The 799-nt window shown below is 58.7% G+C and carries 1 pseudogene; it reads right to left on the bottom strand.

The features are described from left to right. A pseudogene (locus HMPREF9538_RS26390) lies at positions 1-431 on the bottom strand (group II intron reverse transcriptase/maturase); the annotation flags it as partial. Positions 432-799: the final 368 nt, after the last annotated feature.

Raw genomic sequence — 799 nt, 5'->3', positions numbered from 1 at the left:
GGGCGTTGTTTTCCATCCGCTTTTGGGATGTAGTGACGCCTGCCGGGCTGCGCCCTGTAGCTGCCCTGATGTAGCCTCCGGTGCAGATCTGTTATGTTGTTCTTCATGTTTCCGGCGTAGTCCATCCACCTGATGCCATCCACTCCGGCGGCCGCTTTCCTGCTCAGGGAGAGGAATGCGGCTTCCAGTGCTTCGACTGTCAGCAGGTGGAACAATGCTGTAAACCGTTCTTTCTTCCGCTGCTTCGCAGCTTCCCGCACGCGTGACAGCCTCTGTGACATGCTTTCCCGGCTCTGTGTCCGGCGCATGTGTGGCTGTTCCGCGTTCCCCTTGGCCCCGCTCCTTCGCTCCACTGACTCCGCTCCTTTCGGGTTGTTCGCCTGCTTCGCCGCTACTATGAGCGAGTCCGACTTCTCCTCTCCGTACATCACCGGCTATGACTCCTCGTCTTCCCGGTGCGGGCCATCTCCGACACTGGCAGATGGTCAGAGGGGAGATCTCCCGGTTCCCGCGTAGAGATCGTATTGACATGCCAGGGTCTCAGACCCCGCCGGGTCCATGTGGCACTCGCAGTATCGCACCCTATGATGTTGCCTTCCGTTAACAGTACAACGTCGGCACCCGGTAATTTAATATACATTTCGTGGCTCAATGGCTGGCCTGTCAACACCCCTGTCAACGCTTCGCCCCATACCTCGCGGTATGCAACGCATGACTCGGGGACCTTGTGGATTGCTGGTCCTTCAATGGTCGGGGACTTTCACCCCTTGATCTCTAACCGGTCTCCCGGCGCACACTG

It is taken from the genome of Klebsiella sp. MS 92-3 (assembly GCF_000195655.1).
In the GTDB taxonomy this organism is placed as follows: domain Bacteria; phylum Pseudomonadota; class Gammaproteobacteria; order Enterobacterales; family Enterobacteriaceae; genus Klebsiella; species Klebsiella pneumoniae.
Note: the sequence above shows the minus strand (reverse complement) of the source record. Positions and strands in the feature narration are given on the sequence as shown.